General features: G+C 64.9%; 10 protein-coding genes. 5 read left to right on the top strand and 5 right to left on the bottom strand.

Annotated features, from left to right (window positions below):
- Positions 1 to 4: 4 nt before the first annotated feature.
- Both K5658_RS20375 and hemW read right to left on the bottom strand, forming a co-directional pair.
- Complete coding sequence (locus K5658_RS20375; RefSeq protein ID WP_221064879.1) at positions 5 to 919, bottom strand: DUF58 domain-containing protein; 915 nt, start codon at positions 917 to 919, stop codon at positions 5 to 7.
- Positions 912 to 2063 (bottom strand): radical SAM family heme chaperone HemW, encoded by a 1152-nt coding sequence (gene hemW, locus K5658_RS20370; protein WP_221064878.1) that lies wholly within the window; start codon positions 2061 to 2063, stop codon positions 912 to 914. The genes K5658_RS20375 and hemW overlap by 8 nt, the downstream gene beginning before the upstream one ends.
- Before the next feature lie 343 nt (positions 2064 to 2406).
- Here hemW and hemC point away from each other — a divergent pair, with 343 nt between their 5' ends.
- The 5 genes from hemC to K5658_RS20345 all read left to right on the top strand — a co-directional run bounded on the left by hemC (position 2407) and on the right by K5658_RS20345 (position 8020).
- The gene (gene hemC / locus K5658_RS20365; RefSeq protein WP_221064877.1) at positions 2407 to 3330 is read left to right on the top strand and encodes a hydroxymethylbilane synthase; all 924 of its coding nucleotides are present in this window, start codon (positions 2407 to 2409) and stop codon (positions 3328 to 3330) included.
- A gap of 3 nt (positions 3331 to 3333) precedes the next feature.
- Positions 3334 to 4140 (top strand): uroporphyrinogen-III synthase, encoded by an 807-nt coding sequence (locus K5658_RS20360; RefSeq protein ID WP_221064876.1) that lies wholly within the window; start codon positions 3334 to 3336, stop codon positions 4138 to 4140.
- 69 nt (positions 4141 to 4209) lie between these two features.
- A complete protein-coding gene (locus K5658_RS20355; RefSeq protein ID WP_221064875.1) occupies positions 4210 to 5445 on the top strand; it encodes a uroporphyrinogen-III C-methyltransferase in 1236 nt (411 codons plus the stop codon).
- Positions 5442 to 6728 (top strand): heme biosynthesis HemY N-terminal domain-containing protein, encoded by a 1287-nt coding sequence (locus K5658_RS20350; protein ID WP_246628520.1) that lies wholly within the window; start codon positions 5442 to 5444, stop codon positions 6726 to 6728. The genes K5658_RS20355 and K5658_RS20350 overlap by 4 nt, the downstream gene beginning before the upstream one ends.
- Before the next feature lie 71 nt (positions 6729 to 6799).
- Positions 6800 to 8020: an ABC transporter ATP-binding protein gene (locus tag K5658_RS20345; RefSeq protein ID WP_221064874.1), complete on the top strand. Its 1221-nt coding sequence runs from the start codon at positions 6800 to 6802 to the stop codon at positions 8018 to 8020.
- On the opposite strand, the gene K5658_RS20340 is transcribed toward K5658_RS20345, so the two are convergent.
- The 3 genes from K5658_RS20340 to tkt all read right to left on the bottom strand — a co-directional run bounded on the left by K5658_RS20340 (position 8017) and on the right by tkt (position 12288).
- Positions 8017 to 8904: a phosphoribulokinase gene (locus tag K5658_RS20340; protein ID WP_221064873.1), complete on the bottom strand. Its 888-nt coding sequence runs from the start codon at positions 8902 to 8904 to the stop codon at positions 8017 to 8019. The genes K5658_RS20345 and K5658_RS20340 overlap by 4 nt on opposite strands.
- Before the next feature lie 249 nt (positions 8905 to 9153).
- Positions 9154 to 10191, bottom strand: a complete 1038-nt coding sequence (fba, locus tag K5658_RS20335; protein WP_221064872.1) for a class II fructose-bisphosphate aldolase — start codon at positions 10189 to 10191, stop codon at positions 9154 to 9156.
- Between the two features lie 81 nt (positions 10192 to 10272).
- Positions 10273 to 12288, bottom strand: coding sequence for a transketolase (gene tkt, locus K5658_RS20330; protein ID WP_221064871.1), 2016 nt, complete (start codon positions 12286 to 12288; stop codon positions 10273 to 10275).
- Positions 12289 to 12411: the final 123 nt, after the last annotated feature.

Raw genomic sequence — 12411 nt, 5'->3', positions numbered from 1 at the left:
GGATTCAGGCAGGGTGGCGGCGGATGCCTTGTTGCAGGACCAGCAGGGGATCGTCGAGGGTACGGCAGGCCACGAAGCGCAATCCGTGGCCCAGGGCCAGTGAACGCACCCGTTGCTGGCGCTCCAGGAAGCGCCGTTCGTGTTCGGCGGCGGTGTCGCGGTTGGCATCGACCAGCAACTCGCGTCCCGCCATGGCATAGCGATGCCGCCCCAAGGGCAGGGCCTGTTCCATCGGATCGGACACCATCACCAGCACGCCATCGCAATGCCGGGCCAAACGGCTGAGCGCGGCCTCGCCCTGGGCGTTGAGATGGCGGAAATCGCTGAACACGAACACCAAGCTGCCGGGCCGGGCATGGCGCGGCAGGCGCGACAAAGCGTCTTCCAAGGCCGCTTCCGCGCTACCTCCGGCGGCGGGATCGGCCTGGTCCACCAAGGCTTTGAGCAGGCGCAGCACGGCGCGGTGGCCATGGTCCGGTTTGAATTCGACCCGACCCGCTTCGGAAAAGATTTGCCCGCCCACGCGGTCGCCATGGGCGCGGGCGCTCCAGGCGATCAGCGCCGCCAAGCGCGCCGCCATGGCCGATTTGAACATGCCGCGCGTGGCGAAGAACATCGCGGCGCGGTAATCCACCGACAGGAACACCGGGCGTTCCCGCTCCTCGCGGAACAGCTTGGTATGCGGCTTGCCGGTGCGGGCGGTGACTTTCCAGTCCAATTGGCGCACATCGTCGCCCTGGGCATAGGGGCGGGTTTCGTCGAATTCCATGCCGCGGCCTTTGAACGCGGTCAGGTATTGGCCGCTTTGCAAGGCGCGGACGGTGGCGCGGGCCAGGCTCAGCCCGGCGGCGGGTTGGCTCAGGCGGATCAATTCGTCGAGGCCGGGGCGGACGGCGGCGGGGAGCGGGGCGCTAGGCATGTAAAAACCGTTGCAAGATATTGTCGAGGAAGTTGAAGCCGAGGTCGGTGCAACGGATATAGCCGCCCTGCCGTTCCAGCAGGCCCTCGTCCAGGCAGTGGCAGAGTTCCGGGGCCAGGGCGTCGAGCGGGAGTCCGGTGCGTTCGGCGAACAGGGGTTCGGGGAAGCCTTCTTTCAGCCGCAGGGCGTTCATCAAAAACTCGAAGGGCAGGGCTTCTGTCGCGACCGTTGCGCGTCCACCTTGCAGGCCGGGCTGGCCGCCGGCGTCCAGGTAATGCTGGGGGTGCTTGATTTTCCAGGTGCGGGTCACGGTGCCGGTCGCCGGGTCGGTGATTTTGCCGTGGGCACCGGCCCCTATCCCCAGGTAATCGCCGAAGCGCCAGTAGTTCAGGTTGTGCCGGCAGCGCCAACCTTCCCGCGCATAGGCCGAGACCTCGTATTGCCGATAACCGCGCCCGGCCAGCGCGGACTGGCAGGCGCGTTGGATAGTCCAGATATCATCGTCCTCCGGCAGGCGCGGCGGATATTTGTGGAACACGGTATTGGGTTCCAGGGTGAGTTGGTAGAACGACAGGTGGGTGGGCGCGAGGGCCAGGGCGGTGTGGATATCGGCCAGGGCCTCGGCTTCGGTTTGCTCCGGCAGGCCGAACATCAGGTCCAGGTTGAAGTTGCTGAAACCGGCGGCCCGCGCCAGTTCCGCCGCCGCCAGGGCTTCCTCGCGGCCATGGATGCGGCCCAGCGCCCGCAGGTGGTTTGGGTCGAAACTTTGGATGCCGAGGGAGAGGCGGTTCACGCCCGCCTGCCGGAAGCCCCGGAATTTGCCGCTTTCCGCCGTGCCGGGATTGGCTTCCAGGGTGATTTCGGCGTCTGGGGCGAGGACGACGCGCACGCGGACGCCGTCGAGCAAGCGGGCGATGCCCTCGGCGCTGAACAGGCTCGGGGTGCCGCCGCCGATGAAAATGGTGGCTACGGCGCGGCCCGTCACGGCGGGCAGTTCAGCCTCCAGGTCCAGCAACAGCGCGTCGATGTAGGCGCGTTCAGGCCGGTCGTCCGCCGCCGCGTGCGAATTGAAGTCGCAATACGGGCATTTGCGGACGCACCAGGGGATATGGATGTAGAGGCTCAAAGGCGGTGGATTCGGCATGGCGGGGATTGTAACCCGGCATTGGGCCGGGCGTTGCATTCGATCCCCTGGGCTAAACTTCGGGCTAACCCCGCCGGGTTGCCGCCGTCCGCGATACCAGGAGTCCATCCATGTCCGAACCCGATCCTATTGCGCCCGCCGCGGACCCGATGTCCGGGGAACGTATCCGGCAGTTGGAGGCGCTGTTGGAATCCCGTACCGCCGAACTGCGCCGCCAAGGCCGTTTTTTGCAAGCCCTGCTCGACCAACTGCTGCGCTCGGTCCGGTCTGGTGCCTTGCGGCCCCCATCCCGCGGTTCCGCGCCTCTGGTACAATGCGCCACTTTCCATAGGGTATCCCGCGCGTGCCAAACCCGATCCGCATCGCCACCCGTAAAAGTCCGCTCGCCCTCTGGCAGGCCGAGCATGTCGCCACGCGCTTGAAAGCGGCCCATCCCGGCCTCGAAATCGAGCTGGTGAAGCTGGTCACCCGTGGCGATAAGATTCTCGACGCCCCGCTCGCCAAGGTCGGCGGCAAGGGCTTGTTCGTCAAGGAATTGGAGCAGGGCATTTTCGAGGGGACCGCCGACCTGGCGGTGCATTCCATGAAGGACGTGCCCGCCGAATTGCCGGAAGGGCTCCACCTCGCCGCCATCTTGGAGCGCGAAGACCCCCGCGACGCCTTCGTCTCGCTATGCCACGCCTCCCTTGCCGCATTACCGTCCGAGGCACGGATCGGCACTTCCAGCCTGCGCCGCCAATGCCAGCTCAAGCTGCTGTTGCCCCACTGCCGGACCGAAGTCCTGCGCGGCAATGTCGAAACCCGGCTCGCCAAACTGGAAAGCGAGGGCTACGACGCCATCATCCTCGCCGCCGCCGGTTTGAAGCGGCTGGGCCTCGCGGGGCGCATCACCGAATTCCTCGAACCCGAAACCAGCCTGCCCGCCGTCGGCCAGGGCGCTATCGGCATCGAATGCCGGCGCGACGATGCGCGGATCAACGCGCTGTTGAGCGTCCTCCACCATCCGGCCACGGCGATCCGCGTCGCCGCCGAGCGGGCTTTCAACACCCGGCTGAACGGCGGCTGCCAGGTGCCTATCGCGGGCTATGCCGAATTGTCCGGCGACGATCTGCGCCTGCGCGGCTTGGTGGGCGATCCCGAGGGCGGTGCCGTGGTCCGGGGCGAAATCGCCGGGAACAGCGCCGCGGCGGAACAACTGGGCATCGCGCTGGCGGATGATTTATTGGCGCGGGGTGCCGACCGCATCCTCCGGGATTTGTACGGCTGAGCCATGGCGGCGACCGGGCCACTCGCGGGCCGCACCCTCCTGGTGACCCGCCCGGCGGACCAAGCCGAGGGTTTGTGCGCGTCGATCGAAGCCGCCGGGGGCAGGGCGTGGCGCTGGCCGTTGCTGGAAATCGTGCCGGTCGGGGACGCCGCCCCGGCGCTCGCCCTCTTGAACCGCGACGACTGGGATTGGCTGGTTTTCGTCAGCGCCAACGCCGTGCGTTGCGCGGCTGGCTTGCGGGCCTGGACCCGGCGCGGCTCGGGTTCCACGCGGATCGCGGCGGTCGGCGCAGCCACCGCCCAGGCGCTGGCCGAAACCGGGATGCGGGTAGACCTGATTCCCAAACCGCAGTTTAATAGCGAGTCGCTGTTGGCCGCCCCCGAATTCGCCCAGGTTTTGGGCAAGCGCATCCTTATCGTGCGCGGTGCCGGGGGACGCGAATGGCTGGCCCGGACCTTGGCGGAACGCGGTGCCGAAACGGCCTATGCCGAAGTCTACCAGCGGTGCCGCTCCCAAGCCGACCCTGCCTGCTTGGTCGAAGCTTGGAACGAGGGCGGTGTCGATATGGCGCTGGCGACCAGCGGCGAAGCCCTGGCCCATCTCATGGACTTGCTGGGCGAGGCCGGACCCGCGCTCGCCGATCAAACACCCTTGGCCGTGATCGGCGGGCGCATCGCGCAACAAGCCCGCGAGCGGGGATGGCGGCGGGTGGTCGTGGCGGAACCGGCCAGCGACGATGGCATCATGGCGGCGATCATCGGCTTTTATCGGGAAGGGGGAATCCGGCGCGATCCGCCCGGTCTTCCATAACAATACAGCACGGACCCATAGAACCAACTAGACGGGGATACAGCATTGGTTGACGAGGAAAAACTAGACATGTCGGCCACCGAACCCTCCGCCGGCACCACGGGGCCGGAGGCCGTGGCTAAACCCGCCGCGCCCGAAGCCCGGCCCCCCAAAACCCGCAGCATGGCGTGGGTGGGCTATATCATCTTGTTGGCCGTGCTGGTGATCGCGGCGGGCGGTTGGTATCTGCTCAAGGAGTTGCGTTCCAGGCAGGAGGGCTTGGGCGGGCAATTGAGCAACAAGGACCAGCAACTCCAGAACGTGGTCCAGCAATTGGGCGCCCTGCAAGCGGAAATGGCCGCGCTCCATGCCCAAATTACCACCGCCCAGACCCAGGTCACCACCGAGGATTCCAAGGTCGAACGCGAACTCGGCGAACAGGCCGCCCGCCTGAACGACCGCATCGATATGACCCGCAACGAAATCGGCGGGGCCGTGCAGGCCATCCAGCGCCAGTTGAACCGCAGCCGGGGCGATTTGATGGTGGCCGATGCCGAATATCTCCTGAGCATCGCCAATCAAAAGCTGCATCTGGTCGGCGATGTGAAGGCGGTGCTGGCCGCGTTGGAGGCGGCGGACCAACGCTTGCACGATAGCGGCGATCCGGCGGTGTTCAAGGTGCGCGAGGCGCTGGCCGAGGAAATCGGCCTCCTGAAGAAGATGGACGCGCCCGATGTGGTCGGCCTGTCCGCGCAACTGCTGGCCTTGGAGAACAAGGCCAAGAAGTTGCCCTTGTTCCTGCCCCACGCGGGCACGATCAAGGAACATGGCGGGAACGCGCCCGGAACCGCGGGCGAACACGGATCGGCCTTGGAGGATATCAAGGGCTTGGTCACGGTACGCCATGCCAACCGCCCGATAGAGGAAATCCTCGAACCGGCCCAGGCCGAAGCCCTGCGCCAAATCCTCCTGCTCAAGCTGGAAACCACCCGCGCCGCCTTGCTGCGGGGTGACGAAACCCTCTACAAGACCAGCCTCGCCTCGGCCAGCGATTGGCTCAAGGAGCATTTCGATACCGGCGTCCCGGCGACCCAGGAAGTCGCGGACGAGTTGAACGGCTTGGCCGCGCACGATCTCAGCGTACCGCTGCCGGACATCAGCCAGTCCCTGACCCTGCTGCGGAATATCGAACGGCTACGGCTGGAAGCCGAGGAAAACCTGGGCAAGCCCAAACCGCAAGCGGCTCCCGAGCCGAAGCCCGCCGAACCGTCTAAGCCCGCCGAAGACGAGGACGAGGACACCGACGAACCGGGAGCGCAGCCGTGAAAAGAAAACTGATCTTTTCCTCGGTCGCGCTCCTGCTCGCCATCGTCCTGATCGTGGTCGCCTATCGTTGGTTGGTGGCGCATGGCAACGCGGGCTATGTGATCATCGGGATCAACCAATGGGTGTTGGAAACCTCGTTGTACGTGATGGTGGTCACCACGGCGCTCGGCTTCGTCACCTTCTATATCGCGCTGCGCTTGATTTCCAAAGCCCTGAGCCTCCCGCAAGCCCTCAAGCAGCGTAGCCATGAGCAGCGGGGCCGCCGTTCGCAGGAAGCCTTGATTACCGGCTTGCTGGAAACCACCGAGGGCCAGTGGGAAAAAGCCGAGCGCAACCTGATCCGCCATGCCGCCGATAGCGGCCTCCCGCTCATCAATTATCTGACGGCGGCACGGGCGGCCCATTCCCGCGGCGCCCACGAGCAGCGCGACGAATACCTGAACCTCGCCCGCCAAGCCGTGCCCAAGGCCGAATTGGCCGTCGCCATCACCCGCGCCGAACTGCAATTGTCCACCAAGCAGTTCGACCAAGCCCTGGAATCCCTGACCCATCTCAACCAGATCGCGCCCAGCCATGCGGCGGTGTTGCGGCTCACTCATCAGTTGTACGCGCAGATGGAGGATTGGGAGGCGCTGCACCGGTTGATTCCGGCCCTGCACAAGAACAAGGTCTTGATGGAGGCGGAAATCCGCCGCTTGGAAGCCGATACCTATGCCGCCCTGCTGCGCCGCCGCGCCGAAACCCGCGATGCCATGCAGTTGCGCGAACTGTGGGCGCATATCCCCCAGCACATCCGCGAACTGACCAGCCTCGAATCCCTGTATTGCGCCGCCATGATCGAGGCCGGGGCCGGGGCGGAGGTCGAGGAGTTGTTGCGGCTGGCCTTGGGCCGGGATTGGAACGAGACCTTGTTGGTGTTGTATGGCTGCATCCAGATGGCCGATACCGAAGGCCAGTTGCACCACGCCGAAACCTGGCTGGAACTGCATCCCCGCGACCCCGTGTTGCTGCGGGTGCTGGGCAAGCTGGCCCTGCGGATCAAGCAAAGGGACAAGGCCCGCGACTATATCCGCGGCAGCCTGGATATCGAACCCAGCCTCGAAGCCTACCAACTCATGGGCGATTTGCTGTTCGCCCAGAAGGACTATGTCGCCGCCAGCCATTATTACCGCAACGGACTGATGTTCGCGTCCAACGAGGCCGTGGCCGCCATCGAGGAAGAGCAACAGGAGGCCGCGGTGGCCGAGTCCGCCGAAGCGTCCGCGACACCCGCCGGAACCTGAGTCCGGCCCGCGCCGTTTTCCCCTTCCGTGGCTTGGGAGGGGGATTTCCCCCGCCAATCACCGAGTTCCCCGTGTCCCAGCCCGTCATCTTGTTCGAGGGGGTCGGCAAGAAATTCCGCCGTTCCCTTGCCGCCGCCGCCTGGTACGGCCTGGAGGATTGTGCCCGTGCCTTGGCGGGCCGGAAACCGCCGGAACGGCTGCGCGAACAGGAGTTCTGGGCCTTGCGCGATGTCTCGTTCGCCGCCGGGCGCGGGGAATGCGTCGGTATCATCGGCCCGAACGGCGCGGGCAAAAGCACCTTGCTCAAGCTGGTGGACCGCGAATACCGCCCGGATACGGGCCGCATCGCCACCCAAGGCGCGGTCAAATCCCTGGTCCGGCTGGGCGCGGGGCTGCAACCCTTGCTGACCGGGCGTGAAAACACCTATCTGAAATGCGCCGAACTGGGCCTCGACAAGCGCGAAACCGATGCCCTGTTGGACCGGATCGTGGCTTTCTCGGGCCTTGAAAAATCCCTCGACGCCCAGGTCAAGCATTATTCCGACGGCATGTACGCCCGCTTGGAATTCTCCATCGCCACCTGCGTGCCCATGGATATCCTGCTCATCGACGAGGTGCTGGCGGTGGGCGATATCGCTTTCCAGATGCGTTGCCTGGAACGGTTGGACCAGCTCAAGCGCCTGGGCACCACCATCCTGTTCGTCTCCCACTCCGAGATGAACGTGCGGCAGGTCGCCGACCGCTGCCTGCTCCTGTTCGATGGCGAAGCCCTGGCGTTCGGGGCCACCGATGCCCTGTTCCTCAAATATTACGAATCCCTGGGCTTCGTCCAGCGGGCGCTCAAGCCCTTGGGATTGGCACCGGAACCGCCCACCGTCCCGACCGATGCGGTGTCCATCACCCGCTTGGCGATGGAGGGCGGGATGGCCGGATCGTCCAAGGCGCGGACCGGCGGGGCTTTGATCCTGATGGTGGATTACGCGGCGAAGCTCCCAGTGGACCGGGCCGCGCTGGTGCTGGAATTCCGGGGCGCGGCGGATTTGCTGATGGCGACCCTCGACTCCGAACTGAACGGCGCGGCGGTGGCTTTGGCCGGACGGGGGCGTTTACGGGTGGATGTGCCGTTCCTGGGGCTCGCGGCGGGAATTTACCGGGTCGCGGGCGGTTTCCGGCGGGATGGCGCGTGGCTGGGCTATGCCCCGGACCTGCTGCGCTTGACGGTGGAACAGGGCGGCGATGTGGAAACTTCCGGGCTGTTCGCCCTCCGCGCCGGGATCGAGGCGCTGGACTAATCCCGGCTGCGGGCTTTTTCCTCCATCATCCGTTCCAGGATGGGCAGGAAGATGATTTCCATCGCCAGTTCCAGTTTCCTGCCCGGTATCACGATGGAGTTGTGCCGCGACATGAAGGAATTGCGCAGCTTCGACAGCAGATAGCCGAAATCCACCGCGAATTTCCTGGGTTCGTTGATACGGATGATGACGAAGCTTTCCTCGGCGGTGGGAATGTCCCGCGCGGCGAAGGGGTTCGAGGTATCGACCGTCGGCACCCGCTGGAAATTGATATCGGTCTCGGAGAATTGCGGGGTGATGACGTGGACGTAATCGTGCATGCGGCGCAGGATGGTCGCGGTCACGTCCTCGGGTTTGTAGCCGCGCTCGGCGGTGTCGCGGTGGATTTTCTGGATCCATTCCAGGTTGACGATGGGCACGATCCCCACCGAAAGGTCGGCGTAGCGGCGGATATCGATATTTCCGTGCCGCACGGCCCCGTGCAGGCCTTCGTAGAACAACAGGTCGGTGTTGGCCGGCAGTTCTTCCCAGGGTGTGAAGGTGCCCGGCTTGGTGCCGCCGTGTTTGCGGCTTTCCTCCTCGTCGTGGATATAGTGGCGGCGGCGGCCCGTGCCGTTCTCGCCGTATTCGCGGAACAGGGCTTCGAGTTCCTCCAGCAGGTTGGCCTCGAGGGCGAAATGGCTGAAATATTCGCCCCGGCTTTGCGCGGCGGCGACGCGGCGGCGCATCTCCACCCGGTCGTAGCGGTGGAAGCTGTCGCCCTCTACGATGGCCGGGCGTTGGATATTCAGGCGGCGGAACAGGCGCTCGAAAGCCCGCTTGGCATTGGTCGTGCCCGCTCCCGACGATCCGGTGATCGAGATGATGGGGTGCTGCTTGGACATGCTGAGCGGTCTCGCTGGTCTCTCGGTGGGGGGATTCCCGCCGTGGCGTGGGAATCGGGGGCGGCGGTGCGGTTGGGGTGGGGTCGGGACCGGGTTCATCCGAGGGCGGATGGTATCAAACCGGATTGGGCACCGGAAGCGAGGGATGGGAATATTGAGCATCTCCGCCGGAATAAGCCGCGGCGGCGGGCAAAAAAATAGGGTGGGACCCGGCCCACCCTATCCTGATCCGGGGAAAACGCGGATCGCTTAGTTCACGACCGGGTCGAGTTCGCCCTTGGCGTAGCGCTTGCTCATTTCTTCCAGGTTGTAGACCTTCTTGAGCTTCGAGGCTTGGCCGGCGGAGTTGAAGGCTTGGTAACGGGCCTTGCAGATGCCGGTCATGCCCTTGGTGGCTTCCTTCAGGAACTTGCGCGGGTCGAAGTTCTTTTTGTCTTCCGCCAGGTGCTTGCGGATGGCGCCGGTGGAGGCCATGCGCAGGTCGGTGTCGATGTTGACCTTGCGGACGCCGTTCTTGATGCCTTCGACGATTTCCTCGACCGGCACGCCGTAGGTCTGGCCCATGTCGCCGCCATAGCTGTTGATGATCGCCAGCCAATCTTCCGGCACGGAGGAGGAACCGTGCATCACGAGGTGGACGCTGGGGATGCGGGCGTGGATTTCACGGACGCGGTCGATGCGCAGCACCTTGCCGGAGGGCTTCTGGCTGAACTTGTACGCGCCGTGGCTGGTGCCGATGGCGATGGCCAGCGCGTCCACGTGGGTCTTCTGGACGAAATCGGCGGCTTCGTTCGGGTCGGTCAGCAGCAGGGAATGATCCAGGCTGGCCTTGCCTTCCTCCAGGGAACCCAGGCAGCCCAGTTCGCCTTCCACGGACACGCCGCAGGCATGGGCCATGTCGGCCACCAGGCGGGTCACCTGGACATTGTATTCATAGCTGGAAGGGGTCTTGGCGTCTTCTTGCAGGGAGCCGTCCATCATGACCGAGCTGAAGCCGGATTGGATGGAGCGCATGCACACGCCGGGAGCCGCGCCGTGGTCCTGGTGCATACAGATGGGGATGTGCGGGTACTGCTCCAGCGCGGCCAGGATCAGGTGGCGCAGGAAGGGTTCGCCGGCGTAGGAGCGCGCACCGGCGGAGCCTTGCAGGATCACCGGGGAATCCACGGCGGAAGCCGCTTCCATGATCGCCTGCACCTGTTCCATGTTATTGACGTTGAAAGCCGGCAAACCGTAGTCGTTCTCGGCGGCGTGGTCGAGCAACTGCCTGAGGGTAATGAGTGCCATATGTAGTCCTCGCTTGTGTGTGTCGTCTCCCCGGTCCCGTGGGCGACGGGGCCGGGGAAGGGCCTTGTTGTCGTTATGGATTTAGAGCAGTTCTTCGACCGCTTTCACGACGTTGTCGACGGTGAAGCCGAACTCCTTGAACAGCTGACCCGCCGGGGCGGATTCGCCGAAGCGGTCGAGGCCGATGATCTTGCCTTCAAAGCCGACATACTTGTACCAGCCGTCGGTGGAACCGGCTTCGACCACCACACGCTTGGTGATGGAAGGCGGCAGCACGGCGTCGCGGTAGGCCTTGTCCTGGGCCTCGAACACATTGGTCGAGGGCACGGACACCACGCGGACCTTCTTGCCGCTCGCGGCCAGGGCTTCCTGGGCCTTCACCGCCAGTTCGACTTCGGAGCCGGTGGCGATGAGGATGGCTTCGGGCGTGCCTTCGCAGTCGCGCAGCACATAGCCACCCTTGCGGATCGCGGCGATCTGTTCCGGGGTGCGGGCGACGTGCATCAGGTTCTGGCGCGAGAAGATCAAGGTGCTGGGACCGTCCTTGCGCTCGATGGCGGCGGCCCAGGACACGGCGGATTCCACCGCGTCGGAGGGGCGCCAAACCTGCATGTTGGGAATCATGCGCAGGGTGGCGGTCTGCTCGACCGGCTGGTGGGTCGGGCCGTCTTCGCCCAGGCCGATGGAGTCGTGGGTGTACACGAACAAGGTCGGCGCCTTCATCAGCGCGGCCATGCGCAGCGCGTTGCGGGCGTATTCGGAGAACATCAGGAAGGTCGCGCCATAGGGCTTGAAGCCGCCGTGCAGGGCGATACCGTTCATGATGGCGGACATGCCGAATTCACGCACGCCGTAATAGACGTAGTTGCCGTCGAAACCGGCGGCGTTCACGTCCTTGCAGCCCTTCCACAGGGTCAGGTTGGAACCCGCGAGGTCGGCGGAACCGCCCAGCAGTTCCGGCAGCAAGGGACCGAAGCCGTTGAGGGCGTTTTGGGACGCTTTGCGGCTGGCGATGGTTTCGCCCTTCTCGGCCACGGCGTTGATGAAGGCGGCGGATTTCTCGGCCCAGTCGGCGGGCAGTTCGCCCGCGACGCGGCGCTCGAATTCGGCGGCCAGTTCCGGGAATTCGCGGCGATAGTTCTCGAAGCGGTCGTTCCAGTCGTTCTCGGCTTTGGCACCGGTTTCGACGGCGCTCCAGCCTTCGTAGATGTCCGCCGGGATTTCGAACGGGGCGTGCGGCCAGCCCAGGTTTTCGCGGGTCAGGGCGATTTCGTCGTTGCCCAGGGCGGCGCCGTGGCATTCTTCCTTGCCCTGCTTGTTGGGGGAGCCGAAGCCGATGATGGTCTGGCAGCAGATCAAGGAAGGCTTGTCGGTGACGGCGCGGGCGGCTTCGACGGCGGCCTTGATGGCGTCGGCGTCGTGGCCATCGACCTTCGGGATGACGTGCCAGCCGTAGGCTTCGAAGCGGGCCGGGGTGTTGTCCTGGAACCAGCCGGGGGTGTGGCCTTCGTGGCCGCGGACTTCGCCGTCGATGGAGATGTTGTTGTCGTCGTAGAACGCGATCAGCTTGCCGAGGCCCATGGTGCCGGCCAGGGAGCAGGCTTCGTGGGAGATGCCTTCCATCATGCAGCCATCGCCCAGGAACACGTAGGTGTTATGGTCGACGATGGTGTGGCCGGGGCGGTTGAACTGGCCGGCCAGGGTGCGCTCGGCGATGGCGAAACCGACGGCGTTGGTGATGCCCTGGCCCAGGGGGCCGGTGGTGGTTTCGATGCCCGGTGCATAGCCGTATTCGGGATGGCCGGGGGTTTTGGAATGCAGTTGGCGGAACTGTTTCAGTTCTTCGATGGGCAGATCGTACCCCGTCAAGTGCAGCAGGGAGTAGATCAGCATGGAGCCATGGCCGTTGGACAGCACGAAGCGGTCGCGATCCGGCCATTTGGGATTGTTCGGATTATGGCGCAGGTAATCGTTCCACAGGACTTCGGCAATGTCCGCCATTCCCATCGGCGCTCCGGGATGGCCGGAGTTGGCTTTCTGTACGGCATCCATGCTCAGGGCGCGTATGGCGTTGGCTAGTTCTCGGCGCGAAGGCATGTTCTTCTCCTAAAAGGTTGTCGGGGTTAACTGGTTGTTATCGGGCTAAGGATTGCGAATTATCTATCAACAAAGCTGGCTTTGTCATCTAACCTTCCCATCATTCCACGGGCTTGCAGAACT

It is taken from the genome of Methylomagnum ishizawai (assembly GCF_019670005.1).
GTDB lineage: Bacteria > Pseudomonadota > Gammaproteobacteria > Methylococcales > Methylococcaceae > Methylomagnum > Methylomagnum ishizawai.
The sequence above is the reverse complement of the archived record's forward strand: the minus strand, read 5'-3'. Positions and strand labels throughout refer to the sequence as shown.